Origin of the sequence: Nocardia gamkensis NBRC 108242 (genome assembly GCF_001612985.1) — a bacterium.
GTDB classification, from domain to species: Bacteria; Actinomycetota; Actinomycetes; order Mycobacteriales; family Mycobacteriaceae; genus Nocardia; species Nocardia gamkensis.
The window spans coordinates 16918-41647 of record NZ_BDBM01000069.1 but is presented as its reverse complement, the minus strand read 5'-3'; the positions used below and the strand labels follow the sequence as shown (position 1 = coordinate 41647).

Here is a 24730-nt window from a genome sequence, read left to right as displayed (position 1 = left end):
AGGACCAACTCGCCGAGGCCCTCGAACTCAACGCCGCACTCTCCCGCCAAGACCCACCCGCACCGGACCCCGACAGCTGAACCTCACCAGCCGCCACACCGGGCGCCGAGTTCGGTCCACACCGCGCCGCCACCCCCGGTGGCAGTCGACTTCACGAGCCGTGTGGCGTTTCAGCCGGGTTGGAAGAACGCCAACACCTTCTGCGCGGCGTCCGGCGACGTCAGCAATTCCTGCATACTCGCGGACATCCGGGCGGCCGCGCTGGTGCGTTCGAACATTTCGCTTTCGTATTCTTCGATGGCGGCGGGAAAGTCGTCCGGATGCGCGGCCAGCGCGAGGCCGAGCTGGGCGCCGTCGAGCAGCGCCATGTTGGCGCCCTCTCCCACCGGCGGCATCAGGTGCGCGGCATCGCCGAGCAGCGTGACATCCGGCCTCGACGGCCAGGTCAGACCGGCCGGAAGAGCGGTGATCGACCGCGGCACGACCGTGTCGTCGCAGGCCGCGATCAGCGCGGTGAATCGTGCGTCCCAGCCGGGGAGCAGGTCGATCAGCCGGGCCCTGGCGGCGGCCGGGTCGTCGAACGGGATCCCGCTGGTAGCGAACCAGTCCTCGGCGGTGTTGTAGAAACTGATGCCGATGCGAACGCGTCCGTCGCCGTTGCGCTGCGCCGCCAGGGATAGTCCGTTGCCGAGCACCCAGTAGTTGCCGCGCCCGACCATCGCCGCGAGGTCGGGGTGCGTGCGGTCGATGTCGGGAATGCCGATCTCGACGACGTTCTGGCCGATATGCGCCGGGCGGGCGTCGGTGAGCAGCGCGCGAACCCGGGACTGCGCGCCGTCCGCCCCGACCAGCAGGTCATACGTCGCACTGCTGCCGTCGGCGAAGCGCAGCAGGCCGTTGTCGGCGGATTCGAACGCGTGTCCCCAGCGCACCATGCCTTCGGGAAGGGAATCCAGCAGCAGGTCGCGTAGATCGGCGCGGTCGACCTCGGGTCGATCGAGCGGGGCGTCGTCGGGGGTGTCCTCCTGGAGCAGCAAGGTGCCATCCGGCTCTAGAAGACGCATGTCCTGGCCTTCACCGCGGGCGATCGCGTAGAACTGGTCGATCAGACCGGCCTCGCGCAGCGCCGGCTGGCCGGAGTGGATGTCGAGCATGCCGCCCTGACCACGCGCGCCGCGGGACGATTCACGTTCATACACGACGGCGTCGATGCCGTTCACGTGCAGCACCCGGGCGAGGGTCAGGCCGCCCAGTCCGGCTCCGACGATGGTGATGGTCATGGTCATGGTCGCTCCTTCGATACACTGCATTGGCCAATACACTGTATCGAAACGGGCGATGTATTGTCAGCGGCATGCTGGTCTGGGAGAGGCCGGAGCCGCCGGATCGACCGGTGCCGGCTCCACTGAGCCGGGAGCGGATCGTACGAGCAGCGATCCGGCTGGCCGACGCCGACGGCTTGGCGGCGGTGTCGCTACGCAAGGTCGCCGCCGCACTGGACGTGGGGCCGATGCGGCTCTACAGCTACATCGCCACCAAGGACGAATTGCTCGACCTGATGGTCGATGCGATCTACGCCGAGATCCGGCCGGTCGGAGACGGTTGGCGAGAGGTGCTGCGCTCCGTCGCCGAAACCACCCGCCAAGCCGCTCACCAGCATGAATGGCTCGCCGACCTGATCGGCGGACGGCCCCAGCTCGGCCCGCACGCGCTGGCTAGAGGGGAGGCTGTGGTGGCCGCGATGGGCGGCGTCGACGTGGACACCGTCATGCCGGTGGTCGACGCGGTCAACGCGTACGTGATCGGCGCTGTGCGCCGGGAGATCACCGAGCGGCGTGCCGAGCGGGCCACCGGAATGGACAAGCGGCAGTGGCAGGCCGCCTTCGGACCCTATCTGGAGCGCACTTTCGCAACCGGCCGCTTCCCCGCGCTCGCCACCGTCATACGCGATGCCGCCCACCTGGACGCCGACCAAACCTTCCGCACCGGCCTCGAGTTCCTCCTCGACGGCATCCAAGCCCGCATCGCGAGCTGACGCGCGGCCGAGGAACCGAACGAGCGCCTCCTATCTCGCGCGAGCCTCGCTCGCCATGCGAGCGATACGATGCAGCGGGCGCACCGACAACCGGACAGGACCGATCCGCGCCGCCTGCGTGATCGAGTCGCGATTGCAGCCTTTCGCGGTGCTCGAACGGACCTCAGTCGGCGAGATAGCGCAGCATCACCACGGTGTCGAAGTGCCTCGTCTCGGCCAATCGGAGCCGGATGCGCTTGTCCAGCGAGGGGAACATCGGTGTGCCGCCGCCGAGCGCCACCGGCGAGAGAAACAGCTGGTACTCGTCGATGAGCCCGTGGGGCATCAGCGAGGCCGCCAGGCCGGCGCCACCTACCTCCATCACGCCATCGCCGCCGGCCTTGAGCCTGCGGACCTCCTCGACCGCGTTCTCACTGACCAGCGTGCTGTTCCAGTGCACCTCGGCCAGCGTCCGGGAGAAGACGACCTTCGGCTTCTCCGTCCACAGCCTGCCGAACTCACGCTCGATGCGCGACGCGTCCTCGGGCAGATGCGGCCAGTACTCGGCCATCAGCTCGTACAGGCGACGGCCGTGCAGCGAGACCTCGAGCTGGCGGTAGCGGTCGTTGTGGAACTGGTGCAACTCCTCGTCCGGGTCGCTCCAGTCGATGCTGCCGTCGCGGTCGTTGATGTAGCCGTCCAGGGACACGCCGAACCCGTAGATCAATTTCCTCATGACCTGGTAGACCTCCTAGGCGCTCGAAACTCATCGGCGGTCATCTGGACGAACCTTGCAGGCCGTGTCCGCCGCTCCTACGCGAAGCCCGGCGGTGGGCTGAATCCGCCGAACTCCTGCTCGATCAACTCTGCGAACCGCAACGTGGTGCGGTCTTCGAGATAGGGGCCGATGATCTGCATGCCGTAGGGCAGCCCTTCGGGTGAGCGCCCGATCGGTGCCGCGGTTGACGGTAGCCCGATCAGCGTCGCGATACTCGCCCAAACGAGGTGATAGTTGTAGGGGTATGTGGTGCCGTCGATCTCGATCGTGCGGGTGTTCATGTCCGAATGGTCGTGCGGGAAGGCCGGTGTCGGAGTGATCGGGCACAGCACCACGTCGAATTCGTTGAACAGGCGTCGCCACTTGTCGGCGAGGCCGATGCGAACCCGGTCCGCCCTGATCCAGTCGCTGTGACTGGCCACGAACGCTCGGCCGATGACCGCCTCCGGGGTGTCGGTGTTCGGCGGAATATCGGCGACGGCGGCCTGGATCGTGCGATAGGTGTCGACCGGCGCGTCCGCGCCGAACTGCGACATCAGCAGTGTCAGGTAGGTGTACGCCGTCAGGGTGAGGTCGGGCAGCAGCGCGCTGTGCCGGGCGACTGCGGCACCGGCCTTTTCGAGCCCTCGAGCGATGCGGTCGAAACCGTCGCGGATGACGGTCGACGTCGGCAACAGCGGATGAGTGTCGACGACCAGCACCCGGAAGTTGTCGAACTCAGCGCTGCGCGGCGGTGGCAGCGCCAGTCGGTATGCGACCGCCTCCACCTCGTCGGGGCCGGCGAGCAGCAGGGTCGCCAGCGTCAGGTCGGCGGCACTGCGCGTCATCGGCCCGACCACGGCGAGGTCTTGCGGAGCCGGCAACGCGGGCGTGCGAGGTGGCGTGTTTCCGCGACCCGGCAGCAGTGTCCGTGACGGCTTGTGGGCGAAGACGCCGCAGAAATGCGCTGGTACTCGCAGCGATCCGCCGATGTCGGAGCCGAGCGCGAGCGAGACATATCCTGCCGCGAGCGCGGCGGAGGAGCCGCCGGATGACCCGCCGGGCGAGCGCGCCAGGTCCCACGGGTTGTTGGTGGTGCCGTAGATGTCGTTGTAGGACTGCCAGTCGTGCAGAGACCGCGGCACATTGGTCTTGCCGATGACCACCCCGCCCGCGGCCTTGACCCGCGTCACCAGCGCCGCGTCCTCATCGGGCTGCCAATCCTTCGCATCGGGGAATCCCCACGTGGTCGGCAGGCCCGCAACGTTGAAGGATTCCTTCACCGCCACCGGAACGCCGAGCAGTGGCGTCCGCTCACCGCGCGCCAGCGCCGTGTCGGCCTGCTTCGCGGCGGCGCGGGCGCGGTCGAAATCCCGCACCACCATGGCGTTGACCTTGTCGTCGAATTTTTCGATCCGCCCGATGGTCAGCTCGAGCAGTTCGGTGGCCGAGATGGTCCTGGCCCGCAGCGCGGCCACCTGATCACGCAGAGTCGCAAACTCCGGTCCGGGCATGAATGTCTCCTTTGCATACCGGGTTTTCATGCACGCCCGGTAATTCGTGGCCCAGGTATCAGCCGGGACTCGCTGTACCGAGTGGGAGTCTATCCATGCTCTGTCAATGCTCGAAACCCATTCCAGCAGAGATTGATTCAGTCTGAATGGCAAGCCACACCGGGCGGTGCTTCTCACTGGGCCGCAATGTTGAAATGCCACAGATCGACAGTGCACTCGTGCCCGCATGCCGCCTCGGGCATCACAGCAACCGTCGTCCGGAACGATTCGAAATATGTCGGTTCACCGGAGCGGGCGCGCCTCTCACCGAATCGACAGGACGTCCGGCACGCGCAGCGCAATCTCCACGGTCGATCGGTGCGAGGGTCGAACCGGCCGAGCAGCTCGGTCGAACGCCGCCGAATGCGGACGGATGATGTCGCGGGCTCGTGTTCGAGGAGCGTAGTGTTACCGCCGGGAACCGCCGGCCCAGCCGTGCTTCTGTGACTCGTCGTCCACGGGTATCGGCGAGCTGGGTTCCCACTCGGACCGGCTGGATTTCCAGTTTCGAACCGGTGGACCAGAGCGAGGATGGCAATGACGGACACAGCGGCGGCAGCCGTCCACACTGCGTCGAAGCAGGACGCTGCGGCCCCTGACCAAGGCGAGCTGCATCAACTGCTCGCCGGATTGACCGCGGTGCGCGACGGCGATTTCCGTACCCGGCTGCCGACGGGCTGCTCGGTGAGATCGCGACGGTGTTCAACGGCATGGTGAACCAGCTGTCACTGTTCACCTCCGAGGTCACCCGCGTCGCGCGCGAGGTCGGCACCGAGGGCATCCTCGGTGGTCAAGCGGACGTCAAGGGCGTCTCGGGCGCGTGGCGGGACCTCATCGACTCGGTCAACTTCATGGCGGGCAACCTGACCGCAAAGGTGCGGTCGATCGCCCAGGTCGCCACCGCCGTCGCGCGCGGCGACCTGACCCAGAACATCACCGTGGAGGCGAAGGGCGAGGTCGCGGCGCTGGCCGGCGTGATCAACACGATGGTCGATACGTTGTCCGCGTTCGCCGACGAGGCATCTGCTCGATCACAGCGACGCCAACACCGACGACGACACCTGTGTGGTGGGCATTCAAGTGGGACCGGGCGACGGCATCGGGTGAGCGGCCGATCAGCGGCGGCGGGTGTACGACACTCCCAGAAAATCTACCGTGGTGACAGTAGACATTCACCGTAGGTGCGGGTAACTTCTGTGGGGCGAACGAAGAAGCAAGTCTCGAGTGGCACGGGAGATGACGAACTGCCCGTGAAAGTGAAGACGGCGGGCGCGGCTGCGGGGCCATGACGTAAATCGGTCCCGCCGCCCGCCGGGCATGCAAGGTGAAGTGCACGAAGAAATGAAGTACCCGTGAACAGAAAGGAGGAGTTGCCTACCGTCGCGTCGCCCACCGGCGTGTGTAGCTCGGGCGGCGACCGAAGCTCGGATACTTGTCGGAAGATGGTTAGTAATTCCCCTTAGTGCCCCGGTGCCACCAGGCACCGGGGCACTCGTCGTATGGAGGCACCACGATTTCTGAACCCACGACCGCGAGCGAGAAGTTCGACGACGAGGACTACCCCGCCTACACGATGGGCCGAGCCGCGGACCTGCTCGGCACCACCCAGGCGTTCCTGCGCAGCCTGGACGAGGCGAAACTGATCACCCCACAGCGATCCGCCGGTGGGCACCGCCGCTACTCCCGCTATCAGCTGCGCATCGCCGCACGTGCCCGCGAACTCGTCGATCAGGGCACACCGCTCGAGGCGGCCTGCCGGATCATCATCCTCGAAGACCAGCTCACCGAAGCCCTGGAACGTAACGCCGCATTGAACCAGGACCCGACTGACGCTTCGAACCGGAGACTGCGTGATCAACAGCAGGCGTAAGCCACGGGGCCGCTAGCCCGTCGCCACTATCGAATGCCCTGACGGTGGATATCGGCTCAGAACCGGCACACCCCCGCCCCCGCTGTCGATGACGAACTGCTCATGTTGATGCCCCGGTCGACGGAGCGTCGCGGGAACATTCGTCCTATAACCGGCGATGTCGCCCGGTCGATAGTGATGGTCCACTTTCGAGGAGGACCCCACCATGGCCGATGACACTCTCGACGACTTCCAGCGCGATGCCTTCACCTACGAAGGCAAGACCCGCGCCCTGTTCCGCAAGGGTTCCGGACCCGCCGTGATCGTCATGGCGGAATTTCCCGGAATCTCGCCGCAGGTTTTCGACTTCGCGCGGCGAGTCGCGGCCATCGGGTGCACGGCGGTCGTTCCGCACCTGTACGGCAATCCGGGCCGAGATCCGAGTCCGGCCGCGCACGGACTCGCCTCGGCGCTGGCGAACGTTGCCGGACAGTTCGGCCCGATCTGCGTCAGCCGAGAGTTCGTTGTGCTCGCGACCGGACGTACCTCGCCGGTCGTGCAGTGGCTGCGAGCGCTGGCCGAGCACGAGCACCACCGCTGCGGCGGACCGGGCGTCGGCTCGGTCGGAATGTGCTTCACCGGCGGATTCGCCCTGGCGATGGCCGTCGACGACCGATTGCTCGCACCTGTACTGTCCCAGCCCGGACTGCCCCTCGGATTCACCTCCCGGCAGAAGTACTCCATCGACCTGTCCCCCGCCGACCTGGCACGCGTCAAAGAGCGCTGCGCGGACGGTTTGCCGGTCATGGGGCTGCGATTCCGAGGCGATCGTCGTTCGCCCGCCGAACGATTCGAATTCCTGCGCGACCAACTGGGCGACGCGTTCACAGCGATCGAACTCGATGACGCCGACGCCAATCCCGATGCCGTGCTGAGCCCGCATTCGGTCCTGACCGAACATCTCATCGATGAACCCGGCCAGCCCACCCAGGCAGCGCTGCACCAGGTTCTGGACTTCCTCGGGGGCCGACTCCTGGCCGATCACCGACCGATCGGCCGGAATCCGTAGCGACGGCACACTGTGCACGGCGCAGACCGACACCGATCGAGGTGCGCCGAGAACATGGCAGCCGCTCGGGCGCGTCAGACTACCGCCACCTCTGCGGCATCAGCGGTCGCCACGGTTGCCGCGGCGGCCAGCTCGGCCTCCTCGACGGTGCATCGGCCGAGGCCGCATGCCGTCGCCACACCGTATGCGGTCCGGCCCGCGGCTGCTTCGAACATGGCCAGGCTACGGATACTGTCCTGCGCTGCCTCCGGCGACACGACCCCTGCGATGACGCGCCAGTCCTTGTCCAGCCGGCGCAGCGGCCGGTAGAACGCCGGGTCCACCGGGGCGGGATGAGCACCGTAGGCACAGGGAATGTGCGCGGGCGGCAACGGCACCGCGCGAGCGCGCAGCTCGCGTGCGACGGCGTTCAAGAGTTCGACCGCAGGCGCGAGATCACGCGGGGCGAGAAGCTCTTTGTGCTGGTAGTCGCCATAGCAGAGGTGCACGATGGTCTGTGCGCCGATATCGTGCGTTCGCGCGAGAAAGCCGGCCAACTGTCGTGCGACCAGACGGCCGATCGGCGCCCGCATACCGAACCGCGCCGCCTTCACCAGCGCGAGCTGAGCGATCGGCGATTCCACCTGCCAGGTGATCAGATCACCGTGATCCGCTGTGAGCCGGGCCATTTCGGCCAGTGCGGCCTCGACGAAAACCGGCAGGTTGCGCAATGCGGGAGTCACCGTGCGAAGGTGACGCAGCGCGCGCCCGAGCGGGAGGCCGTCGGCCACCGCAGCGCCGCCGAACACGAACAGCGCCAGGTCGAGCGGATTCGGTTGACTGATCTGCAATCTGGTGTCGGCCAGTTCGGGGCGCCTATCACGCAGTGCGCGGAAGGCGGCAACGGCCGCGGCGATGCGGTCGACCCGGTCCATCGCCACGTGCCGGGGTTCGAGGACGGCGCCCCGGCGAAGGCCATAGACGCGCATGTCGGCGTAGTCGGCGAAGTCACCACTGCGCACCACTTCGAAGACGTCGTCGTGTTTCTCCCGCGCGCGCAGATACTCCACGACCCAGGTGGGATCCAGATCCCGTGGAACGCCGGTGAGCCGGTGGCCGCGGCTGCGCTCGACGAACCATTCCAGCACCTCGCGGTCGTCGGTCGTCAACGGTGCAGGCAAGCTGCCCACGAAGTGCACGAGTCGCGTCATCGCCTGTCCCACACGTAGTCCTCACAAACGGGCCAGTCGTCCCACCCCGCTCGAGACTCCGAACCGCGGTCATCGAGCAGCATAGGCGGATCGATAGCCAGTAGTTCGCCACTGGTGGGAATGCCGCGACAGCGAACTTCCCGCGAGCCGTTATGGCGGAATCCCTGGCACGCCCGGCCTCGTCGCTGATTCTCGTGCTCGAACGGATCGCCGCTCAGACCGAGGCGGACAAGCAGATCTCGACCGGCATCGCGTTCTCGTTCGCGCCGGGAATCACGATCGAGGGATTCGTCTTCGACCTCGTTCGCCGGTGATCATGCAGCGCCGACGGCGGCGCGGTCGAGCTTCTCATCCTGTTCGGTCTGCAAGGGGTGCGATCACACGTACGCGCCGACCCCGACAGGTGAACTCGACCACTTCTTTTTCGGCGACCCGGCCCCCGCGAGCGGGGTAGCAGAAAGCGAATGGGCCTTGCCGGAAGCGGCAAGGCCCACTGGCCGAGCACTCGACCGGCTATTGCATCGGCGCGGGTCCGCATTCCTTGCCCATCACGTCGGGCAGGTGAGCCCATCCGGACGTGCAGCTCACGAGCTCGCCGCCGTTCACCCGGAACGGCTGCGTGATCTCTCCGCTCATCGGTGCACCGTCGGACGCCGTGCAGTCCAGAGCGGTCACCCTGCCCTCCCACACCGGCGAATGGGACGAACAGTTGTAGCTCCACATCTCCTGCGCGGAGACGGTGGGCGGACAGAACAACAGGGCCGCCGCCGCGGCGAAGAACGGGGGAAGACCCAGACGAACGAGGCGTGTGGCTTTCATGACGATCTCCTTGTCCTGGTTCCGTGCGATCTGAATCGGTAACCGTCCCGGACGGGCCGTCCGAGCGGTATCGAGCAGAAACTGCGTGGTTGCTCAGGAGAGAACGTGCACACTGCGGGAGGAACGCTACGCGGAGGTGGCGAGGCCGGGTGCGGAATGCCGATTGCTGTGACCATCCGGATATGAGGGCCACCCACCGGCGCCTCGAGCGGGCACTTCGAAACTCTACGTGCGGGTAACACCCGCACGCTGTGTAGATATCTGGGATAAAGGTGCACACTACGCGAGACCGGGGGTCGCACACCTCGCCCGACCGGGCCAACGCTTAGGAGAGGAAGGAACCGGCAAGTGTTCAGCCGCATTGCCATCGTGAACCGGGGCGAGGCCGCCATGCGCCTCATCCACGCCGTCCGAGATCTGGCTGCGGAGACCGCGCTGCCGATCGAAACCGTCGCCCTGCACACCGACGTCGACCGCCACGCGACGTTCGTGCGAGAAGCCGACATCGCCTACGACCTCGGCCCGGCGTCCGAGCGCCCGTACCTGGATCTGAAGGCGCTCGAGCGTGCGCTGGTGGAGACCGGCGCCGACGCCGCCTGGGTCGGCTGGGGTTTCGTCGCGGAGGATCCGGCGTTCGCGGAGCTGTGCGAACAGGTCGGTGTCACCTTCATCGGCCCCAGCCCGGAGGCGATGCGCAAGCTCGGCGACAAGATCGGCGCGAAGCTGATCGCCGAGGAGGTCGGCGTGCCGGTCGCGCCCTGGAGCCGCGGTCCCGTCGAGACCGTCGACGCCGCCTTGGCGTCCGCGGCCGAGATCGGCTACCCGCTGATGCTGAAGGCGACCGCAGGCGGCGGCGGCCGCGGTATCCGGGTGATCACCGATGAGGCCGAACTCGTCGACGCCTATGAGCGCACCCGGCAGGAGGCCGCTCGGGCGTTCGGCAGTGGTGTGGTCTTCCTGGAGCGGCTCGTCACCGGCGCCCGGCACGTCGAGGTCCAGGTGATCGCCGACGGCCAGGGAACCGCGTGGGCGCTGGGTGTCCGCGACTGCTCCGTACAGCGGCGCAACCAGAAGATCATCGAGGAGTCGGCGTCACCGGTGCTGAGCCCCGAGCAGGCAGCCGAACTCAAGGCCTCGGCCGAGCGGCTGGCGATCGCGGTCGGTTACCGCGGAGCAGCGACCGTCGAATTCCTCTACCACCCCGGTGACGATCTCTTCGCGTTCCTCGAGGTCAACACCCGCCTGCAGGTCGAGCATCCGATTACGGAATACACCACCGGCTTCGACCTCGTCCGGGCGCAGCTGCTGGTGGCCTCAGGAGGAAGGCTCGAGGGCGAACCTCCGGTCGAGCGCGGGCATGCCATCGAGGCCCGGCTCAACGCCGAAGACCCCGACCGCGACTTCGCCCCCGCCCCCGGCCGCATCGCGCGCCTGAACCTGCCTGCCGGTCCGGGCATCCGCGTCGACACCGGCGTCAGCGAGGGCGACACGATTCCCGCCGACTTCGACTCGATGATCGCCAAGATCATCGCCTACGGCCGCGACCGTGACGAGGCGCTGGGCAGGCTGCGCCGGGCGGTCGCGCAGACCCGGGTGGTCATCGAAGGCGGCGCGACGAACAAGAGCTTCGTGCTCGACCTGCTCAACCAGCCCGAGGTGATCGACGCCAGCGCCGACACCGGCTGGATCGACCGCGTCCGCGGCGAGGGCCGCCTCGTCTCGCATCGCCACTCGGCCGTCGCGCTCGCGGCCGCCGCCATCGAGGCCTACGAGGAGGAAGAGCGGGTTCAGCGGCACCGGTTGCTGTCCACCGCGTCCGGTGGACGTCCCCAGGTACAGCACGAGAGCGGTAGGCCGCTCGACCTGAAACTGCGCGGCGCGACGTACCGCGTGCGCGTCGCGCGCATCGGTGCCCATCGGTTCCGCATCGGCATCGAGGCCTGCGGCGAAATCCGCACGGCCGACGTCGACCTCGAGCGCTTCGATCGGCACACCGGGCAGATCGTGGTGAACGGCGCCCGCTACCGCCTGACCATCGGCACACACGGGCCGATCCACCTGATCGACGTCGACGGTGTGACGCATCGGATCAGCCGCGACGAAGGCGGTATCGTCCGCTCCCCCGCACCCGCCCTGGTCGTCGCCACGCCGCTGGAGGTCGGCGCCGAGGTCGAGGCGGGCGCGCCGGTGCTCGTGCTGGAGAGCATGAAGATGGAAACGGTGCTGCGCGCGCCGTTCCGCGCGCGCTTGAAGGAGTGCGGCGTCTCCGTCGGCACTCAGGTGGAGACCGGTGCGCCGTTGCTGCGACTGGAGCCGATCGCCGAGGACGACGAGGCCGAGGCCCCCGCGGCGACCGAGTCCGTGGAACTGGACCTGCCCGGCGAGCCCGGGCAGATCGAGCCGCACGAGCGCACCACCCGCGGTCAGCAGGACCTGCGCAGTCTGCTGCTCGGCTTCGACGTCGACCCGCACGACGACCGCCGGGTGCTCGACGAATACCTCACCGCGCGCCGGGCTGCCATCGCGGACAACCGCAGGCCGCTGGCCGAGGAACTCGAGCTGGTGCAGGTCTTCGCAGACCTCGCCGAACTGACCCACAACCGGTCTTGGGACGAGGACGGCGGCCAGGGCCATGTCCACAGTGCCCGCGAGTACTTCCACACCTATCTGCAGAGTCTCGACGTCGAGCGGGCCGGGTTGCCCGAGTCCTACCAGGCCAAGCTCGCCCTGGCGCTCGGGCACTACGGGATCACCGATCTGGAGCGCACCCCGGACCTCGAAGCCGCGGTCTTCCGGATCTTCCTCGCCCAGCAACGCCCGTCCGACACCGCCGCGGTCATCACCACATTGCTGCGCGAGTGGCTGCGGGAGCCGGTTCCGGACCGGGCGCTGCGCGAGCCGGTCGGTCTCGTGCTGGAGCGGCTCGTGGCCACGACCCAGGTGCGCTTCCCCGTGATCGCCGATCTCACCCGCGGCCTGGTGTTCGCCTGGTACGGCCAGCCGCTGCTGCGGCGTAATCGCGCCCGCGTGTACACCAACGTCCGCAGGCACCTGCGCCACCTCGACGCGCACCCGAACTCCCCCGATCGCGGCGAGCGCATCTCCGACATGGTGCGCAGCACCGAACCGCTGGTGCGACTGCTCGGCCAGCGACTGGAGCGCGGCTACCCCGACCACACCGTCATGCTGGAGGTGCTGACCCGCCGGTACTACGGCAACAAGGGACTCACCGGCGTGCACACCCACGAGGTGGGCGGCTGCACATTCGTGATCGCCGAGCGAGCGGGCTCGAGCCTGGTGTCCACCGCGGTGAGCTTCGACGCGCTCGACACCGCGCTGCGCGGGCTCACCGAACTGGCCGCGGGCGCCGCGTCCATCGACGCCGACATCTACCTCAGCTGGGAGAATCAGCCCGGCGACTTCGACGCGATGGCGGCGGCGCTGCACGAGGTCATCGGCACCCACCAGTGGCCGAGCCAGGTGCACCGCATCACCGCCACGGTCGCGGGCAGCGGCGGCGCTGTGATGCACCACCACTTCACCTTCCGCCCGTCGGCTACCGGGATGGCCGAGGAGCGGCTGATCCGCGGCCTGCATCCCTACATCGCGCAGCGGATGCAGCTGGAGCGGCTGCGCAAGTTCGACCTCACCAGGCTGCCGTCCTCGGACGACGACGAGATCTACCTGTTCCGGTGCGTCGCGAAGGAGAACCCGGCCGACGATCGGCTCATCGCGTTCGCGCAGGTGCGTGACCTGGCGGCGCTGCGCGAGCACGACGGCAGGCTGCTCGCGCTGCCCACGGCCGAGAGCACCATCGCCACCTGCGTCGACTCGATCCGCCGGGCACAGTCGCAGCGGCCGTCGGCGAAACGCTTCAACACCAACCGCATCGTGATGTACATCTGGCCGCCGATCGACGTCACCCGGGCCGAGCTGCAGACCATCGGCGGACACGTGCTGCCCGCCGCCGCGGGCGCCGGGCTGGAGGAGATCCTGCTCATCGCGCGGCAGCGGGACCCGGGCACCGGCGAGCTGACCAAGATCGCCGTCCGCATCTCCTTCGGCGCCACCGGCAGCACCGAGGTGACCGTCGGCGAGCCCACCGACGAGCCGGTCGAGCCGCTGGACGAGTATCGGCAGAAGGTGCTGCGGGCGAGCAGCCGCAACACCGTGTACCCCTACGAGCTGACCGGTCTGCTCGGTGATTTCGCCGAGTACGACCTCGACGAGAGCCACACGCTGGTACCGGTCGACCGGCCCAAGGGACGCAACACCGCGGCCCTCGTCGCGGGCGTGGTCACCACGCCGACCGAGCGGCATCCGCAGGGCGTCACGCGGGTGGCGCTGCTCGGTGATCCGACGAAGTCGCTGGGCGCGCTGTCGGAGCCGGAGTGCCGCCGCGTGATCGCCGCGCTGGACCTCGCCGAACGGATGCAGGTGCCGTTGGAGTGGTACGCGCTGTCCTCCGGCGCGCGGATCTCGATGCGGTCCGGCACGGAGAACATGGACTGGGTGGCGGCGGCGCTCAAGCGCATCGTCGAGTTCACCCAGGACGGCGGCGAGATCAACATCGTGGTGGCGGGCATCAACGTCGGGGCGCAGCCGTACTGGAACGCCGAGGCGACGATGCTCATGCACACCAAGGGCATCCTGGTGATGACGCCGGACTCCGCGATGGTGCTCACCGGCAAGCAGGCGCTCGACTTCTCCGGCGGTGTGTCGGCCGAGGACAACTTCGGCATCGGCGGCTACGACCGGGTGATGGGCCCCAACGGGCAGGCGCAGTACTGGGCGCCGAACCTGACCGCCGCGCGGGACGTGCTGATGTCGCACTACGACCACACCTACGTCGCACCCGGCGAGCAGGCGCCGCGGCGAGCGCGGACCAGCGACCCCATCGATCGCGATGTCTCCGACTTCCCGCACACCGCGGCGGACAGCGACTTCACGACCGTCGGCGAGATCTTCTCCGCCGCGAAGAACCGGGACCGCAAGAAGCCGTTCGATATCCGGACCGTGATGCGGGCCCTGTCCGACCAGGACCACCCGGTGCTGGAGCGGTGGGCGGGCATGGCCGACGCCGAGACCGCGGTGGTGCAGGACGCGCATGTCGGTGGCATCCCGGTGTGCCTGCTGGGCATCGAGTCGCGGGGTGTGCCGCGACGCGGCTTCCCGTCCACCGACGGCCCGGACACCTACACCGCGGGCACGCTGTTCCCACGGTCGTCGAAGAAGGCCGCGCGGGCGATCAACGCGGCCAGTGGTAATCGACCGCTGGTCGTGCTGGCCAACCTGTCCGGCTTCGACGGCTCGCCCGAATCGATGCGGAAGCTGCAGCTCGAGTACGGTGCCGAGATCGGACGCGCGATCGTGAACTTCCGCGGCCCCATCGTGTTCTGCGTGATCTCCCGGTATCACGGCGGCGCGTTCGTGGTGTTCTCGAAGGCGCTGAACCCGAACATGACCGTGCTCGCGCTGGAGGGCTCCTTCGCCTCGGTGCTCGGTGGCGCTCCGGCCGCCGCGGTGGTGTTCGCCGGTGAGGTCGACACCCGCACCGCGGCCGATCCGCGGGTGCGGGACCTGGAAGCGCGCGCCGCGAACACATCCGGCACCGAGCGCGCGTCCTTGACCGCGGAACTCGACGAGATCCGGTCGTCGGTCCGGACCGAGAAGCTCGCCGATGTGGCCGCGGAATTCGACCGCGTGCACGATATCCGGCGCGCTGTCGAGGTGGGTTCGGTCGATGCCGTCATCCGCGCCTCCGAACTGCGCCCGCGCATCATCGAGGCCATCGAGGCGCGCCTGGCCGGGTGATCCGATCGCCGTGGTTCATCACGTCCGGCGAGTTCCCACCTCGAGCGGTGGTGACTCGCCGGGCGAGCGGCCGGCGGTACGAGCTGAGCGGTCATGGGGCGGGGACGCGCTCCACCATCCACCGCATCGTCAGCGGTCCCACGCCGCAGACCTGTAAGAGGTCGTTGACTTCGTTGTCGAACTCGGTGAGCTTCTCAAGGACTACCCATCACCGCTGGTCGTGCCAGTGTCGTTGGTTTTCGTATGCTTACCACCGGAACCCCTACCAGCTCGAGCCCGAGAGCTCAGCAATCTCGGACTCGGGAGCAGTCAGCCGATCACGATGCACGGGTATGGGAGCCGACCCCGCGTAGCCGCGTATCAGCAGTTGGTGGGGGCAGGCTCTCCGCGAACCCGAGCGTCGAGCCACAGCATTACCGCGGGCGCACCCAGTACCGCGGGGGACAAATGCTCAACCGCGGGGCCCAGTTCGACCGCGGGCCCCGGTTCGACCGCGGGCACCCGCAGCGTCTGCACCCGCACCCCTGCCGTGCACCAACGGCGGAGGGTGTTCTCGATGGCATCGACCGGAATCTGCTGGTCCTCCGGCGAATGCCATTCGAGGATCGGTGTTTCCGGCACGCCGGCGTACAGTTCGAGGCTGTTCTCCTCCACCACCGAGCGGGCTTCGCGACTGTCGAAGATCGAGGTGTCTGCGATGTAGTCCCGGGCGCTGCCGTCCAGGCCCGAAGTCAAGATTTCGTTGCTGCAGCTGTTTGCCATGGCCTTGCCGACTTCGAGGCCACGCGGGTTGAGATGCGCGCTGATCGGCAGCCGATCCGGGTACTCCCGCTCCAGACCGATCGCCGCTGCCATGGCCAACCCGAACGAAGGGTGCGGGTTCAAGCCCAGCGCCTCGGCCATCGTCAGCAGATTCATCGGTGCGCCGCCGATGGCCGCGCCCGCGAGTTCCAGCTCCGGTGCGTACGTCGGTTGCAACGCGGCCGCCCATGCGGTGGCCAGGCCGCCACCTGAGTAGCCGGCCATCACCGTTGGGCTGGACGGCACGGCGAGTGCGGGCAGCCGCTTCACCGCCCGGATGCCGTCCAGTACGATCCGGCCACCCAAACGCGCGGCCCCGAGAGCGAATTGCGGTCCGAGGTGATCCGGCAGCGCGACGCTCCAGCCCTGCGCCAGCGCCACGTTCAAGATCGGCGTGGTCACCGTCAGGTTCAGATCGTCGCCGTACAGTTTGTGCGAAAGGGCGCAGTCGGTGCCGAGCGCATTGATGAAGTGCTGATAAGACAGCAGTGGCCCACCCGGCCTGCGGCCGAACGGCGTGAGAACCGTGGTCGTCGCCGCGATCGGTGCTCCATGGGAATTGGTGGATCGGAATTTGACCAGCGTGACGCTGGAGCCGGGAAAGATCGCCAGCGGCGGCAGCGCCCGTTCACCGAGCACATCACCTGGTAGATATGCCGCCAGATCCGCCGGGGCGGCATAGAACGGGTCGGGATCGGGCCGCGGATACAGTGGCTCCGCGGTCGCCATCGTCGCCGGGATCAGCCCCAGTGCCACGGCGCCGACGGCGCCGAGGGCCCGTGCTACACCGCTGAACCTGCCGCCGGGGAAACAAAACAACCGCCCGATCACGATCTCGACCTCCACGGGTAGTTCGCGGGCATTCGTCGACCAGCCAGCCTGCATTCAAATCCAACCCCACGCGCAAACATCCAGCGACACGCCGGACAAATGTCGGGCTCCCCCTCCGAACACGCTGGAATGCCGACCGTGGTCAGCACGGCGTCTCGGGCTCCGTGTCAGAATCAGCGTGAGAAACGGCCGGACTCTCTCGGAATCTCACCGGTCGAACCTGCGGTGTCTCCGACGCCGCAGCCGAGCGACACAGGTAGTTCGATGCCCGAAACACAATCCGAGTTCACACGCAGGGAATCCTGGGAGCGGACGACCGGCATTCCCATGATGGTGCTGGCCGTCGTATTCCTCGGCGTCTATGCCTGGCAGGTGCTCGATATCGAGGCCTCGCCTCGTCTGGACGCCTGGCTCACCCGGGTCGACGTGATGATCTGGGCGGCGTTCGCGCTGGACTTCGCGGTGCGGTTGTGGCTGTCCGGGAACCGCTTGCGGTTCCTGCGTGCCCACCCGGTCGACTTGTTGATCGTGGTGCTGCCGCCGCTTCGCCCGCTGCGGCTGCTGCGCGCAGCCATGCTCGTGATCGGCACGTTGAACCGGAACACGACGACCAGAGCCAGGCTCGCGGTGTTCGTCGGCGCCAGTTCGATACTGCTCCTGCTGCTGTGCAGTCTGGCGTTCTTCGACGCGGAGTACGGGGCGGCCGACAGCAAGATCCACAATTTCGGTGACGCGCTGTGGTGGTCGATGGTCTCGGTGACCACCGTCGGGTACGGCGACGTGTATCCGGTGACGACCGAAGGCCGTTTGATCTCGTTGATCCTGATGACCCTCGGCATCGGCCTGATCAGTTTCGCGATCGGCACCACTACCAGCTGGGTGATGGATCAGCTGAAGAGTGTCGAGGCGAATGTGGAGAACACCGATCGGGAGATCACCGAACTCGTCGCCGAGATCCGAGCGCTGCGCGCCGAAGTGGCCGGGATGCGCTCCAGGGTGGTCGCGCCGGATACCGTGCGGGCCGACTGACCATTACCACCTATTGCCCGAACCATCTCCGCGGGAAGCATCACGCGGCGACACAGTGATACTTCCCGCGGCCGGTCGGTTATTCCCCGGCAGCAGAGTCGGCGACATCCATCGCGGGAGTCACCGCGCGGCGGTCGCAGTCGGCACCCGAGTGTCGTCGGTGTGCTCCAGTCGAGCGCTGACCTGCGGGTAGGTCGGATACTCGATGCCCGAGATGTACTGCACCGTCCGCACGACCTGGCACGAGTAGCCGAATTCGTTGTCGTACCAGACATACAGGATCGCGGTGTCGTCCTCGACGATCGTGGCATTGGCATCGATGATCGACGCTGCGCGCGATCCGATGAAGTCGCTGGAGACGACGTCCGTGGCGGCGGTGTAATCGAGGTTCCGGCTCAACGGCCCGGCAAGGGAAACCTGACGCAGGTACTCGAGCACATCGCTTTTCGTCGTCTTGCGCTCCAGCTGCAAGTTCAGGATCGCGACCGATACGTCGGGGGTGGGGACACGAATCGAGTTGCCGGTGATCTTGGCCTTGAAGTCCGGCATCGCCTTCGCGACCGCGGACGCGGCACCGGTTTCGGTGAGCACGAGATTGAACGGCGCGGACCGGCCGCGACGGTCCGCCTTGTGGTAATTGTCCAGGAGGTTCTGGTCGTTGGTGAACGAGTGAACCGTCTCCACGTGCCCGCGGATGATGCCGTACTCGTCATCCATGGCCTTGAGCGGCGGAACAATCGCGTTGGTCGTGCACGAGGCGCACGAGAAGATCCGCTGCGACAGGTCCAGGCTGCGGTGGTTCACGCCGTGCACGATATTCGGAACGTCGCCCTTGCCGGGTGCGGTGAGCACGACTTTCGCGATGCCGGGGCGCAGATGCTGCGACAGCCCGTCACGATCACGCCACCTGCCGGTGTTGTCGATCAGGATCGCGTCGTTTATCCCGTACGCGGTGTAGTCGATCGTCGTCGGATCATCGCTGTAGATGAACTTGATCACGTTCCCGTTCGCGGTGATCGTGTCATTGCCGGTATCGACCTTGATCGTGCCGTTGAAGTGGCCGTGAACCGAATCCCTGCGAAGCAGCGACGCGCGCTTGGCCAGATCGTCGTCGCCTCCCTTGCGAACCACCACGGCACGCAGGTTCAGACCGTTACCCGATCCGGCCTTCTCGATGAGCAGGCGCGTGACCAGACGACCGATGCGGCCGAAGCCGTAGAGGACGACGTCCCTGGGGCCCGGCGACTGAGCCTTGTTGCCGTTGGTCACCTCGGCCAGTACCGCCGCGGTGAACTCGCGGATCGATAGTCCGCGATCGTCGGTGCGATAGGTCATGACCAACTGACCGATATCGATCTTGCACGGGCCCAGATCCAGCTCGCTGAGTACTTGCAGGAAGGGAAGGGTCTGGTCCACCGACAACTCTTCGCCTTCGATCTGCCTCGCGAAGCGGTGCGTCCGCAGGATGCTGATCACCGACTTGTTCACCAGTGACCGGCTGTGCAGCAGGATCGTCACCCCTTTGCGCCGATACAACGTGCCGATGATGGGAATCATCGCCTCGGCGGCGGCTTCCTGGGCGTTCCAGCGGTCAAGTTGTTCGGTAGTCAACGCAGTCCTCGGATTCCTCGATATTCTCGCCGGATCGATGCTAGTGAGGGCCGTGATATCACTGCGATCGGATACCCACCGGTGAGATCGCCAGGTCGTGACGTCGATGGAAGCAAGCGGTCAGGCGCAGACCGGCAGGCCGATGGAAGTGCTCGCAATCCGTCGGCGCATACAGTGCGTATTCAGCAGGTGACGTCCACTTCGGCAGCCTTCTCGAACGACACATGCACATGGTCGTAGTGATTGGCGGTCGGGCTTCCGCGGTCTTCCAGGTAAGACCAACCGCTGCCGTCGTTGTAGCGCTGCCGCCAGATCACGTACGTCACACCGAAACGCTGCTTGTTGGCCAGCACGAAGTCGGCGATCGCGTCGCCGCGCGCGGAATCGGATGTCATGAGATCGAGGGCCAGGCCGGCACCGTGGTCGCCGTCGGCACGGCCGACGGCGCCACCGACGTCGGTGAGGCCGAACGTCTTCTTGAGCATGTTGCCCACCCTTGCCACGTGCGGCCTCGTACCGGCGAGTTCCGTCGAGCACGGGACGGAGGGAGGAGGTGGGGGTGGGTGCTGTGCGGCGTTCTTCTCCGACGGTGGGGGTGGCTCGACTGCCGCCGCGGCCGGCACCGGCTGAGGCATCGGCGGAACGATGGTCGGGACCGGGCGGGCTTCGACGGCGGTCGACTGCGGTGAATCGACCGCCGCCACGTGCTGAGCGGCCGGGCCCGGGCGTATCGCCGCCCACAGCACGACGACGAGAGTCGCCGCGACACCGCACACAGCCAGAGCGGTGAGCTTCCGGGCTGCGGTTCGTTTGCGGTGTTGGCCAGGCATTATGTCGGTTACCGGTTACTGTCGAGAACAGGTCACCGATACATTACGAAATGGTCGCGAAAATGTCACGCCCGTTGGCGTCGGCGCAGCACCCTGCCGCGGGTGCCGCCGCCCGGACACAGTTGAGGGTGAAGGCGGATCAGCTCCCACGGCGAGCGGAGCAAGACCAGATGTGCGGCCGGTCGGCGAACTCGCCGTCCACCGCGACGGTTGTCGATGCCGGGCAGCCACCCACTCAGCGGTTGCCCGATCACCACCGACATCGGCGCTCAGCGCATGCGCGTCGTGTACCACTCCTTGTGGGCCGCCGCTGGAAATGTCTCCGCACGTCGTGGCGCGTGGAGGCTGTCGAGTGGGTCGGCGGCGGCGAACTTCTACCGGCTGAACCCCGCATCGGCCGCGGCGGCGGTGAGCGCCTCCAGACCGAACGCCTCGACCGGGCCCAGCGCACCGGTGCCGAGCAGGCCGCCGTCCAGTGCGGTCTGTGCACCCCAGGCGAGGATCGCGCTGGTGAAGTCGTAGGGATCGATCCCGGCCAAGGTCACCGACGCCAGGACGCGGCCGGAGTCGTCCAATGCCTCGGCGACCGCCCAGGAGCGCGTGCGTGCCCGTGCTTCGCGCCCCGGGCCGCCGGTCGAGCCCTTCACGACGCGTTCCAGCGCGCCTTCGGCCAGCCGTTTCACCGGCTCCATCCGTGCGACCGCGCCGGTGAGCAAGGAGCCGGCCTGCAGGGCGCGAGCGGCCGCGGGCGGCAGGCCGAGGTAGACGTCGGCCTCGCGTAGCTGCGGGTAGGCGCGGCTCAGCGCGAGATGTTCCGATCCGGGAATCGATACTCCTGTACGCGGGCGGCCTGCGACGTCGAAGGTGCGGATCCGTGAGCCGGTGCGCTCGGGCACGATCCGGCCGCCGCGGAGGGCGAAGCCGTGTTCGAACAGCATCCCGGCCATCGACGCTCGGGTGCCACCGCTGGCGCCGGGGCTGGCGATGAAGTAGCCGATGTCCGCGCGGACGGCGTCGGGCGCTTCGCGTAAGGCGAGACCGGCGGCCAGGTTGCCGGGCACGAAGTCGAACCCGAACGCGGTCAGCAGGCCCACTCCCGCCTTGCGGGCCTCCTCGTCGCGGTCGAACACCGTGCTGATGAATGGGCCTTCGCCGGTGGAGTCGAAGTAGTGCGCGCCCGCCGCCGCGGCCGCGGCCAGTGCGGGTCCGCCGTAACGCAGAAACGGCCCGACCGTCGTCACCAGCACGTCGCCCCGGTCCAGCAGGGCCCGGACCGAGTCCGGCTCGGTCACGTCGGCGACCGCGGTCTGCGCGCCACCGAGGTCGGCGGCCAGTTTCTCGAGCGCGGCGGCATTGCGGGCAGCCAGCACGGGGGCGGCCCCGCGGGCGATCAAAGCTTCCGCGGTCAGGCGGCCGGTGTACCCGGTGGCGCCGAACAACACGATTTTCGGCATTGGCAGTCACCTGCGTTTCTCTTCGTGGATGGACAAGGTGAATTCGCAGTCACTCCGCACCGAGTGCGGCGTCCCGGCTACAAGATCATGACGGGTGCAGCGGATCCTCGTCCGGACGCGGTGTCCGGCATGTTCGGCACAGCCCTTACCGCCGAGCGCTGTTGTGCCCGTGGGTCGCCCTGCCCGATAGTTCTTCCATGGCGGAGAGGCTGGCTCTGGTTGTCGCGTCGGAGTGCGCGGCATTCCCGCGACTCGGGTTCACCGGTGAGCTGGCCGCGGCGCTCTACGCGGCTTTCACCACGGCAGGCCATTGGCTGCCGATCGGAGACGGACCCCTGGTCGACCCCACGGTCATCGAACTCAAGCGGCGCGTCAAAGCGGCGTTCCAGCAGGCCGACGAACTGGGAGCGACGCTGTTGATCGCCTTCATCGGTCACGGGTTCACCGCCAACGACGAGGATTTCTATCTACTCGCCACCGACTCGGAAATGCCTCTGGATTCCGATTCCGGCTTCAACCTGGTCAATGCCGTGGCCGAGCAATTGGGCAATACGCGGGCACTGGACGGGCTCATCATCCTCGTCGATGCGTGCGAGGCCGGTACCGGCGCGATCGGCGCGGGGAACCGCTGGGTGCGGATGCTGGAGAAGACCGCGGGACGGATGGAACTGCTGGTCGCATCGGACGACGGCAGCGCATACGACGGATGTTTCAGTCGAACACTGTTGCGCACCTTCGATACCGGCCTACCCGGCAGCGGAACGAATCTGCTGTGCGCCGACCTCACACCGGAGCTGAGCACCGCGTGCCAACGGCAGACCGCACGGCATCTGTCCTTCAACGGCACTCAGGTGCGCCGCGGCGACCAGGGCCTGTGGCTGGTGCCCAACCGGTCCCGTTCCAGAGACGCGGTGACCGGCAGACCCGCGGCGGGTTTGGTGGATCATCTGGTGCGCAGCGTCTCTTTGACCTCGCACGTGCAGGAGACCCTCGCCGACATCGTCGAAGCAGGCGGCGATCGATTGCAGGCGTTGATCGGACCGGCCGGAGCCGGGAAGTCGACACTGATGTCGCTGCTCATCCGGCCGGGCCTGGTGGAGACGTTGGATTCGTTGACCGCCGAATTCGTCACCGCGGCCGTCTTCCTGGACGTCACGAGCACCATCGAGTCGGTGCTTCTGGAGCTGTGCGACCAACTCGGCGCACGGTTCGGCGCCGAATTCGACGCGGTCCGCCGCGCGGTGCGGGCGGAGCTGACCGACCTGGAGCGGTTCAACGCATTCGAAATCGAGATCGTGCGGCCACTGCATCGGATGCGGAAGGCGGGCCGCCGCATCCGCATCCTCATCGACGGCCTCGACCAGCCGGAAGAGGGATGCCGCAGCAGCGTCATCGCCGCCGTCGCCACGTTGACCACCGACGAACGGCTACAACATGTGCGGGTGATCGTCGGCATCCGGTCGGGTACCGACGTCGTGGATCATCCGGATATCGCGCATGCCCGCCGTGTCCACTTGCAACCACCCACCGTCCGAGAAGTTCTGGCGGAGGTGGTCCTCACCGAGGGCGCCATCCCCCACCAACTCGACCGAACGCTGCACGAATTGCCCGACGATGTGCGCGGCGGATGGTTGATCCCGCGTTTGATCACCGAAATCGATCGGCGCGATGCGGACATCGACGGCGCGGACCTGAATTCCTTGGTGGCGTCGAGGTTCCACGCGACCCGCCGGCGTCGGGTGCACGAAGAGATCGCGCTGCCGGTCGGCGCGCTGCTCGCGGCGGTCGGCGTCGGCCCGACCGCGCCCCTGCCGCTGGTCTGTGAAGCCCTCCATCAGCTCGGGTGGCCGGTGCCGTTGCCGCGACTGCGCGACGTGGTGGTCGACCTCGGCGTGCTCGTCGCACGCGGCCATCCGGGTCTGGACAACGAAAGGGTCGGACTGTCACACGCGGCGTTCACCGGCCCGCTGCGACAGATCGTCTGCGCGCAATGGCCCACCGCACTGTTCGACGCGCACAGCGCACTCGCCGCCGCGTTCGACGCGGTAACCGGCTCGGATATCGACGCCTACGCGCACACCGCAGCGCCCCGACACTATCTGGCCAGCGAAAACTCCGCTCGCGCCATAGCTTTCCTGGACGCCGCGGATGCCCACCGGCGTCCGATCGACAATCGAGCGTCCTGGGCCAACTGGCTGGTGGCCTTCCAAGACACATTGCCGCCGCAACACCCCGACCTGTTGGCCGCCCGCGCCCGCTTGGCCCGATGGACCGGCGAGGCCGGCGAGCCGTTCGCGGCGCGCGCGATGTTCGCCGGGCTCGTCGAGGACTGCACCGCGATGTTCGGTCGCGACCATCCGCAAACTCTCCTGCCGCGCGTGCAACTGGCCAACTGGCACGTCCAGACGGGTGATCCAGAGGGGGCGGTGACGATGCTCACCGAGCTGCTGGACTTGGAGCGGGACGAACGGGAGAAGCTGCGGATCCGCGCCGATCTCGGCTTCAGTACCGGCCAAGCCGGTGACATCGTCGGTGCGCGTGATCAGTACACCGCCTTCCTGCCGGAACTCGAAAGATTGCTCGGCTCGACTCATCCCGACGTACTGCGCTCCCGCGACCAGTACGCCCGATGGGTCGGCGAAGCCGGTGACCCGGAACGAGCGCGCCGGCAGTTGCTGGAACTCGTACCGATCTGCGAAAGCGTGCTCGGACCCGAGCACACCGACACGATGTGGGCCAAGGACAATCTCGCCGGGTGGACCGCGGCCTGCGGTGACCCCGATGGCGCCGCTCGTTTGTATCGCGAAGTGCTGGCCATGCGCGAGAAGGTCTCCGGCACAGAGCATCCGTTCACTCTCATGACCCGGCGAAATCTGGCCCAGTTCTACGCTGTGCACGGAAGCTACGCCGCCGCACTGGAACTCGGTTCCGATCTGCCGGAGATCTGGCGGCGGCTCTACGGTCCGGATGACCGGGGAACCATCGACGTGACCAGGGATGTCGCAGAATGGACGGCCCGAGCCCGAATCGCCCCGTGAGCAAGCGCTCCGGTGGGACAAGCCGCCTTGACGGCTATTGACGCTCGCCGGACGGGTGCCGATAATTTTAG

The 24730-nt window shown here is 67.5% G+C and carries 17 protein-coding genes; 8 read left to right on the top strand and 9 right to left on the bottom strand.

The features are described 5' to 3' along the window. Window positions 1-170: 170 nt before the first annotated feature. Window positions 171-1286 (bottom strand): FAD-dependent oxidoreductase, encoded by a 1116-nt coding sequence (locus NG1_RS32295; protein ID WP_245660145.1) that lies wholly within the window; start codon window positions 1284-1286, stop codon window positions 171-173. A 68-nt stretch (window positions 1287-1354) separates the two neighbouring features. Between NG1_RS32295 and NG1_RS32290 the strand changes: the two genes are divergently transcribed. Further along, window positions 1355-2035, top strand: a complete 681-nt coding sequence (locus tag NG1_RS32290) for a TetR/AcrR family transcriptional regulator (protein WP_062977255.1) — start codon at window positions 1355-1357, stop codon at window positions 2033-2035. Between the two features lie 163 nt (window positions 2036-2198). Here NG1_RS32290 and NG1_RS32285 read toward each other — a convergent pair whose 3' ends face one another. Together NG1_RS32285 and NG1_RS32280 are read right to left on the bottom strand one after the other, a co-directional pair. Continuing rightward, window positions 2199-2750, bottom strand: coding sequence for a dihydrofolate reductase family protein (locus NG1_RS32285; RefSeq protein ID WP_062977253.1), 552 nt, complete (start codon window positions 2748-2750; stop codon window positions 2199-2201). Between the two features lie 77 nt (window positions 2751-2827). Beyond that, complete coding sequence (locus tag NG1_RS32280) at window positions 2828-4285, bottom strand: amidase (protein WP_062977251.1); 1458 nt, start codon at window positions 4283-4285, stop codon at window positions 2828-2830. Window positions 4286-5034: 749 nt separating this feature from the next. Between NG1_RS32280 and NG1_RS37950 the strand changes: the two genes are divergently transcribed. The 3 genes from NG1_RS37950 to NG1_RS32265 all read left to right on the top strand — a co-directional run bounded on the left by NG1_RS37950 (window position 5035) and on the right by NG1_RS32265 (window position 7242). Beyond that, window positions 5035-5505, top strand: coding sequence for a HAMP domain-containing protein (locus NG1_RS37950; RefSeq protein ID WP_210750081.1), 471 nt, complete (start codon window positions 5035-5037; stop codon window positions 5503-5505). Window positions 5506-5897: 392 nt separating this feature from the next. Next, window positions 5898-6194 carry a helix-turn-helix domain-containing protein gene (locus tag NG1_RS32270; RefSeq protein ID WP_084499359.1) on the top strand — a complete coding sequence of 99 codons (297 nt, stop codon included), beginning with the start codon at window positions 5898-5900 and terminating at the stop codon, window positions 6192-6194. 205 nt (window positions 6195-6399) lie between these two features. Beyond that, window positions 6400-7242, top strand: coding sequence for a dienelactone hydrolase family protein (locus NG1_RS32265; RefSeq protein WP_062977247.1), 843 nt, complete (start codon window positions 6400-6402; stop codon window positions 7240-7242). Between the two features lie 74 nt (window positions 7243-7316). On the opposite strand, the gene NG1_RS32260 is transcribed toward NG1_RS32265, so the two are convergent. Further along, on the bottom strand, window positions 7317-8432 hold the full coding sequence (locus NG1_RS32260) for a hypothetical protein (protein WP_157114371.1): 1116 nt from the start codon (window positions 8430-8432) through the stop codon (window positions 7317-7319). 152 nt (window positions 8433-8584) lie between these two features. Between NG1_RS32260 and NG1_RS37235 the strand changes: the two genes are divergently transcribed. After that, window positions 8585-8746 carry a hypothetical protein gene (locus NG1_RS37235; protein WP_157114370.1) on the top strand — a complete coding sequence of 54 codons (162 nt, stop codon included), beginning with the start codon at window positions 8585-8587 and terminating at the stop codon, window positions 8744-8746. 199 nt (window positions 8747-8945) lie between these two features. Here the strand turns inward: NG1_RS37235 and NG1_RS32255 are convergent, their stop codons facing one another. Then, complete coding sequence (locus NG1_RS32255) at window positions 8946-9251, bottom strand: hypothetical protein (protein ID WP_062977243.1); 306 nt, start codon at window positions 9249-9251, stop codon at window positions 8946-8948. A gap of 348 nt (window positions 9252-9599) precedes the next feature. Here NG1_RS32255 and NG1_RS32250 point away from each other — a divergent pair, with 348 nt between their 5' ends. After that, complete coding sequence (locus tag NG1_RS32250; protein WP_062977241.1) at window positions 9600-15065, top strand: ATP-binding protein; 5466 nt, start codon at window positions 9600-9602, stop codon at window positions 15063-15065. 360 nt (window positions 15066-15425) lie between these two features. Here NG1_RS32250 and NG1_RS32245 read toward each other — a convergent pair whose 3' ends face one another. Next, window positions 15426-16595, bottom strand: a complete 1170-nt coding sequence (locus tag NG1_RS32245; RefSeq protein WP_245660146.1) for a lipase family protein — start codon at window positions 16593-16595, stop codon at window positions 15426-15428. A 366-nt stretch (window positions 16596-16961) separates the two neighbouring features. On the opposite strand from NG1_RS32245, the gene NG1_RS32240 reads away from it, so the two are divergent. Next, window positions 16962-17726 (top strand): potassium channel family protein, encoded by a 765-nt coding sequence (locus NG1_RS32240; RefSeq protein ID WP_062977239.1) that lies wholly within the window; start codon window positions 16962-16964, stop codon window positions 17724-17726. Between the two features lie 120 nt (window positions 17727-17846). Here the strand turns inward: NG1_RS32240 and NG1_RS32235 are convergent, their stop codons facing one another. From NG1_RS32235 to NG1_RS32225, 3 genes are all read right to left on the bottom strand, one after another. After that, entirely contained in the window at window positions 17847-19337 is a 1491-nt protein-coding gene (locus tag NG1_RS32235; protein WP_062977238.1) for a glyceraldehyde-3-phosphate dehydrogenase, read from the bottom strand. Window positions 19338-19519: 182 nt separating this feature from the next. Next, a complete protein-coding gene (locus NG1_RS39160; RefSeq protein ID WP_062977236.1) occupies window positions 19520-20167 on the bottom strand; it encodes a VldE C-terminal domain-containing protein in 648 nt (215 codons plus the stop codon). Window positions 20168-20541: 374 nt separating this feature from the next. Further along, window positions 20542-21621, bottom strand: coding sequence for a saccharopine dehydrogenase family protein (locus NG1_RS32225; protein ID WP_062977234.1), 1080 nt, complete (start codon window positions 21619-21621; stop codon window positions 20542-20544). A 197-nt stretch (window positions 21622-21818) separates the two neighbouring features. Here NG1_RS32225 and NG1_RS32220 point away from each other — a divergent pair, with 197 nt between their 5' ends. Beyond that, complete coding sequence (locus tag NG1_RS32220) at window positions 21819-24659, top strand: tetratricopeptide repeat protein (protein ID WP_062977232.1); 2841 nt, start codon at window positions 21819-21821, stop codon at window positions 24657-24659. Window positions 24660-24730: the final 71 nt, after the last annotated feature.

Excerpts from the sequence above, each read along its gene's own strand:
- NG1_RS32290 (WP_062977255.1), top strand. The coding sequence starts at position 1,355 with ATGCTGGTCTGGGAGAGGCCGGAGCCGCCGGATCGACCGGTGCCGGCT.
- NG1_RS32225 (WP_062977234.1), bottom strand. The coding sequence starts at position 21,621 with ATGCCGAAAATCGTGTTGTTCGGCGCCACCGGGTACACCGGCCGCCTG.
- NG1_RS32285 (WP_062977253.1), bottom strand. The coding sequence starts at position 2,750 with ATGAGGAAATTGATCTACGGGTTCGGCGTGTCCCTGGACGGCTACATC.
- NG1_RS32270 (WP_084499359.1), top strand. The coding sequence starts at position 5,898 with ATGGGCCGAGCCGCGGACCTGCTCGGCACCACCCAGGCGTTCCTGCGC.
- NG1_RS32245 (WP_245660146.1), bottom strand. The coding sequence starts at position 16,595 with ATGGCGACCGCGGAGCCACTGTATCCGCGGCCCGATCCCGACCCGTTC.
- NG1_RS32295 (WP_245660145.1), bottom strand. The coding sequence starts at position 1,286 with ATGACCATGACCATCACCATCGTCGGAGCCGGACTGGGCGGCCTGACC.
- NG1_RS32265 (WP_062977247.1), top strand. The coding sequence starts at position 6,400 with ATGGCCGATGACACTCTCGACGACTTCCAGCGCGATGCCTTCACCTAC.
- NG1_RS37950 (WP_210750081.1), top strand. The coding sequence starts at position 5,035 with ATGGTGAACCAGCTGTCACTGTTCACCTCCGAGGTCACCCGCGTCGCG.
- NG1_RS32280 (WP_062977251.1), bottom strand. The coding sequence starts at position 4,285 with ATGCCCGGACCGGAGTTTGCGACTCTGCGTGATCAGGTGGCCGCGCTG.
- NG1_RS39160 (WP_062977236.1), bottom strand. The coding sequence starts at position 20,167 with ATGCCTGGCCAACACCGCAAACGAACCGCAGCCCGGAAGCTCACCGCT.
- NG1_RS37235 (WP_157114370.1), top strand. The coding sequence starts at position 8,585 with ATGGCGGAATCCCTGGCACGCCCGGCCTCGTCGCTGATTCTCGTGCTC.
- NG1_RS32220 (WP_062977232.1), top strand. The coding sequence starts at position 21,819 with ATGGCGGAGAGGCTGGCTCTGGTTGTCGCGTCGGAGTGCGCGGCATTC.
- NG1_RS32255 (WP_062977243.1), bottom strand. The coding sequence starts at position 9,251 with ATGAAAGCCACACGCCTCGTTCGTCTGGGTCTTCCCCCGTTCTTCGCC.
- NG1_RS32240 (WP_062977239.1), top strand. The coding sequence starts at position 16,962 with ATGCCCGAAACACAATCCGAGTTCACACGCAGGGAATCCTGGGAGCGG.
- NG1_RS32260 (WP_157114371.1), bottom strand. The coding sequence starts at position 8,432 with ATGACGCGACTCGTGCACTTCGTGGGCAGCTTGCCTGCACCGTTGACG.